The organism is Sphingomonas sp. CROZ-RG-20F-R02-07 (assembly GCF_022662335.1).
Taxonomy (GTDB): Bacteria; Pseudomonadota; Alphaproteobacteria; order Sphingomonadales; family Sphingomonadaceae; genus Sphingomonas.
This window is the reverse complement of the sequence record NZ_JAKNQJ010000039.1, coordinates 1-5,218: the sequence shown is the minus strand read 5'-3', so window position 1 is coordinate 5,218 and position 5,218 is coordinate 1. Positions and strand designations below refer to the sequence as shown.

5 protein-coding genes are annotated in these 5,218 nt (G+C 58.5%); 2 read left to right on the top strand and 3 right to left on the bottom strand.

Features of this window, described 5'->3' with window-relative positions; genetic code table 11:
• Together L8H00_RS18550 and L8H00_RS18545 are read right to left on the bottom strand one after the other, a co-directional pair.
• On the bottom strand, positions 1-761 hold a 761-nt coding region (locus L8H00_RS18550; protein ID WP_242098818.1), incomplete at its 3' end, for a restriction endonuclease subunit S.
• Positions 758-2,593 carry a class I SAM-dependent DNA methyltransferase gene (locus tag L8H00_RS18545; RefSeq protein WP_347340756.1) on the bottom strand — a complete coding sequence of 612 codons (1,836 nt, stop codon included), beginning with the start codon at positions 2,591-2,593 and terminating at the stop codon, positions 758-760. The genes L8H00_RS18550 and L8H00_RS18545, both read right to left, overlap by 4 nt.
• A 98-nt stretch (positions 2,594-2,691) precedes the next feature.
• Here L8H00_RS18545 and L8H00_RS18540 point away from each other — a divergent pair, with 98 nt between their 5' ends.
• Positions 2,692-3,264, top strand: coding sequence for a hypothetical protein (locus L8H00_RS18540; protein ID WP_242098816.1), 573 nt, complete (start codon positions 2,692-2,694; stop codon positions 3,262-3,264).
• A 725-nt stretch (positions 3,265-3,989) separates the two neighbouring features.
• Here the strand turns inward: L8H00_RS18540 and L8H00_RS18535 are convergent.
• Positions 3,990-4,646 carry a hypothetical protein gene (locus L8H00_RS18535; protein ID WP_242098815.1) on the bottom strand — a complete coding sequence of 219 codons (657 nt, stop codon included), beginning with the start codon at positions 4,644-4,646 and terminating at the stop codon, positions 3,990-3,992.
• A gap of 180 nt (positions 4,647-4,826) precedes the next feature.
• Here L8H00_RS18535 and L8H00_RS18530 point away from each other — a divergent pair, with 180 nt between their 5' ends.
• Entirely contained in the window at positions 4,827-5,201 is a 375-nt protein-coding gene (locus tag L8H00_RS18530; RefSeq protein WP_242098814.1) for a hypothetical protein, read from the top strand.
• Positions 5,202-5,218 lie beyond the last annotated feature (17 nt).

Genomic DNA, 5,218 nt, shown 5'->3' with positions numbered 1-5,218 from the left:
ATTTCGGCGTCAGGCACCTGCTCAGAAGAGAATAGTTTTCCAATCATCCCACCCTTCGCGACCGACCAGTGCACTGGGACATGCCCGAGCCACTCGATGCCGGTGTCCTTCATCGGCGCGTGCGGATCGAGGCCCTTGGTGACGGCGTGGGAGATGACGGCTTGCCGCTTCTCCTTCAGCAGCGCGATCAAGCGCCGCTGCTCCTCAATGAGCGCGTCGATCTTGGCCGTTTCGTGATCGAGGAAGGCAGCGATGGCGGTCTGTTCAGCACGCGGAGGAAGTGGAAACGGCACAGTTAGAAGGTCTTCTGGCCCAAGCGTTTGCCTGACGCCGCCTCCTAAGTTGTTAAATACCTGTGTCCAATAGAGCGCCATGAAATACCAAAACCCGAAGCAAGCGATCTCTGGGGTCAGTGGTTCGAGTCGGATATATGCAGGGCTCATTATGCCTCTGCTTGGCACCATCCCTACGCGGCTCGTCTTAATGTTCTGCAAATCGATTAGCTTGAACGCCAGATCGCCAGCCTCAAAAATTTGATATCCTTCATAATCACTGGATTGCAGTCCGTCTAGGTCATCTAGGTCACGAGGAACAACGCCATTCATCGTCAGAGCGAGGCGATCCTCGCAAACCATTCCGATGTTGACGACTTTTCGCCTGCGAAACTCACGCTTCGTTTGGACGATTGACCAGTGGCTTGGCAACTCACCCAGCCACTCAACGCCACTATCCTGATAGGACGAATACGATGGGAAACTCACGCAGCGAGTCCTTCCAGCATACCCTTGATACGATCAGTGACGGCCTCAAGATCAGCATCGATTTCAGCGAGCGGGCGGGGCGGCTCGAACACATAGAAGTGCCGAGTGAACGGGATTTCGTAGCCCACCTTGGTCTTGTCAGTGTCGATCCAAGCATCGTCGGCGTGAGGGAGCACTTCCCGCGCGAAGTAAGTCTCAATCTCCTCACTGAGCGGCACATTCTCGGTGTCGCGCAATGCGCTATCCGCTTGTGGCTTGCCCTTGGCCTTGCCGCGCTGGCCCACCACGACCTTGCCCGCCTCGTCCCGCTGAGGGCGCTCCACGGTGATGGCGCGATAGCCGAAGGCACTGTTCCGGAAAATGCACGACAGCGGCGCGAGTTTCACTTTGCCGCCCTCGGGCGCTGCGGGTTCCGGTTCGCCTGAGACCACCACCATGCGGCCGACTTCCTTGCCCTCGACATCGAAGCTGGTGGCAAGCCGTGCCTCACTGAACCCGCCGAACAGCTTGGTCACAGTGTCGATATGGTCGTCCGACATCTCCTTGCGCTTCGAACCCAAGGATTTGCGCATCTTGCGCCACATCGAGGAAGCGTCGATCAACTGGACCTTGCCCCGGCGAGCCTCCGGCTTCCGGTTGCTGATGATCCACACATAGGTGCTGATGCCCGTGTTGTAGAACATGTCAGTCGGCAGCGCGACGATCGCCTCAACGAGATCGTTCTCCAGCACATAGCGGCGGATTTCACTTTCCCCGCTGCCCGCGCCGCCTGTGAACAGGGGTGACCCGTTGAGGACAATCCCGAACCGACAGCCCCCCTCATTGAGCGGACGCATCTTGGACAGCAGGTGCATCAGGAACAGCAGCGATCCGTCTGACACGCGCGGCAGGCCGGGGCCGAAGCGACCATCATAGCCCTTCTGCTCATGCTCGGCGCGGACCTGCTTCTCGACCTTCTTCCACTCGACGCCGAATGGTGGATTCGATAGCATATAGTCGAAGGTGCGACCGTGATGCCCGTCATCCGACAGAGTATTGCCGGGGGCGATGTTTTCTATCGCCTGCCCTTTGATGAGCATGTCGGCTTTACAGATCGCGTAGGACTCAGGGTTCAGTTCCTGACCGAACATGGTCAGGTGCCCCTGCGGGTTATGCTCAGTGAGATACTCGCCGGCGATCGACAACATGCCGCCCGTGCCCGCAGTCGGATCATAAATGGTGCGGACGATCCCCGGCTTGGTCAGCGCATCGTCGTCTTCAACGAACAGCAGGTTGACCATGAGGCGGATCACCTCACGCGGCGTGAAGTGCTCACCCGCTGTTTCGTTCGAGATTTCAGCGAACTTGCGGATCAGTTCCTCGAAGGCGAGGCCCATCGCGGTATTGTCCACCTTGTTCGGGTGGAGATCGATGCGGGCGAAGCGTTCCGTGACCTGATAGAGCAGCCCGGTCTTCGCGAGCCGGTCGATCTGGGCGTGGAACTCGAACTGCTCGAAGATGTCGCACACCGCAGGGGAGAAGCCCTCGACATATCGGAGGAGGTTGGCGCGGATGTTGTCCTGATCGCCCATCAGCTTGCTGAGGTCGAGCGGATCGGTGTTGTAGAAGCCCTGCTTGGCAGCGCGCAGGAGGAAGGACTCGGGATTTAGCCCCAGAGCGGTCTTGGCCTCAAGCTCAGTGAGAACCGCAGCCTTGGTAGGTTCGAGCACGCAATCGAGACGGCGCAATACGGTGAACGGCAGGATCACCCGGCCATATTCGGATTGCTTATAGTCCCCCCTCAGCAGGTCAGCCACGGACCAAATGAAAGATGCAAGTGCTTGATGATTCACCGTTTATCCCCACAATCGAATAAGGGTAGCATTTCCGCTGAGGGGAGGACAGTATGATATGCGATACCGGTTTCTGGTAAACTCCGGGTTGATACGGCGTGACGCAGCAGCGTGACCTCCTCTCCGACCTGCACGACCTCGACTTCGTGCGCCTCCTGTTGGCTGAGATGCACGACGACCTGCTCGGCAGGGTCAGCCGCTTCCGCCAGCTTGACGACACGGTGAGTGCGGTCGGGTCGAGGCAGTCGATGATCCCCGGTGGGGAGGTCGCCTACGCCGCGTGGGTCGAAGCGCGCAGCAGTTTCGTGCATGGCAACTTCGTCGCCACGGTGCTGCTGTCACAGGCGTTTGCTGAGCAGGTGCTCGCCGCCATGCTGATCATGGGGCTCGACGCTGAGCCGATCCCGGCGAAGATCAAGTTTCCGGTCACGCTGAAGCGGTGCATTGCTCGCGGCATGATCTCCCAGCAGGACGCGGACGACCTGAGGCGGCTGATGAACCTGCGTAATCCGCTATCGCACCACCGGCTGATTGATGACCCCACCAACTTGTCGCGCCGTGCTATTGATGCGTGCATCCCCGGTGAGGAGCACCTGCGCCGTGATGCGACCTTCGCGATCAGCATGGTTGTGCGCTTATTGGCGCTGCCGATGATCCGACTTGGTGTTTAAGAGTCGAGCGCGATGCGCTCGCCTGCTGCATCCCATTGACCGCTTCGTTGCTCTTCGCGGATCAATGGGCGCAGCGGATTCGGTAATATTATACAAAAACAAAATGTATGCATCAACCTCGGGTGAAGGAGATACCTCTATTTCCCCGGCACCTGAGCAGACTTACAACGGGCATCATTAGATGCCCACGCCCATTGAGAGCGATGCTGCCCAGATGCCGGGGATAGGAAGTTCATCAACCTGAGTCTCAGAGAACAAATGCGTCGCGGCTTCGGGGGTTTATGCCCAGCAGGTGGTCGCCCGTGACCCTGCATGCGCCAGCGCCTATCAAGGTGGACCTCCCGGCAGAGCGGATGCTGACTTCGGGAGGATGCCTTCGACGGTTATATCGGTAAGGATAAGCGATTGAGAGACGCACGCTTTGCCTTTACGCCCACTCAATCTGGGGAGGTGTCAGTGAACGACATGGCTCCCCATCTTTCTCGTGACTTCTTTTCAGCACGGCCTCTGAACCGGCAACCGCAACGCCACGAGCGCGGTCGGGGTGCTCACCCAATACACTGAGGCGGTAGCAAACCGTTCAGCTTCTCTTGCGTGGAGGCGAGCACGCGTCAGTCAAACCCCTGAGCACTTAATATATTTGCAAGATACCAAACACGGTATCCTGCCCGCAATATTTATCATCGCTCCCTCGGCGCACTTTTCCGCGCGCCGGGGAAAGCGGGTCAGATCGCGCGTCGGTAGGCAATGCGTCCGAGGCGGTCGCGGCCTTCGTGAGCATTGCCAGCGCGTGCCGCTCGTTCAGCGGCGAAGCGGATAGCGCCCTCGCTGCCCCGGAAACCTGAACGCTCAGCCTCCCGGAAGAGCGTGCCGATGCACTTCCATTTGTTGGTGAGAAGGTCGAATACGATCTTGTCGGTTTCCGCACCACGCGGTTTGCTGATGGCTCGTGAGCGAGGCCGGGAAGAGCGCTGAGCGGCAATCTTCGAACGGGCTGTCGCGCGCTTCGGTAGCATGTCGCTGGATAAGGCGGGCTTCTGCTGCTCCATTGATGCCCCAGTAATCAGTGCGTTGACAACATCCGAGATGCGTCCGCTGATGTCGCGCTCCTTGCTCTCCTGCTCGGCCACGACGGCCTTACGGGAGCGTTCCGCGCGGGCCATTGCGAGCCGTGTAGCTTCGGCCTGCGCCGTTAGGCTCTCGATCCGCTGATCGCGCTCAGCGAGGACGCTGAGCAGGTCATGTGACCGACCGAGCATGTTGCCCAGTCCGCCATGCTGTGCCGCGTTCTGATGCAGGACGCGAAATCCTGCTACAGCGTCATCCTCCTTTGTGAGCGGGCTGATGACGATGCTTACCAGTTCATTCAGGTTTTTAATCATGTTAAGGATTCCCTTGGGTTATGTTGTGCCAAGGGGTGGCCACCTCGTTGACAATGAGACATGTAACGGGGAACGATCCCCACATTTTGAGGAGTTCGAAACCTGACAAAAGGAGAACAGACCGGTTTGGATGGGGAACCTCAATCGGCTTCCGGTTCTGCAAAAATGCGTCGAACCGGGATGTTCATTGATCTTGCTGCATTCATTTTGAATTGGCGCTTAGATCATCCGGGCCGGTTCTATCCTCCCGAGGCTGAAATGCGCGACTACCTCAAAGCGCGAGGTTGGAGAACGAAGCCCAGCCAAGCCAAGCCCAATGGTGGCGAAATCACCATCCGCACGATTCAAGAAATAATGCTTACCATGACCGATGGCGAGGACATCTTTCCACCAGCCAACCTCGACAGGATTGCGGTAAACGCGGATCGCGTGGCGCTTCCGGGCACGGAGATCGCAACCGTTCACATCAGCCCGCGTGATTGGGCTGAGTTCTGCGACGAGGTTCGGGATGGCTGGAAACCGACATGGCAAGACCCCATAGTGAGGCTCGAATGACCTCAAGCGGCCGATTA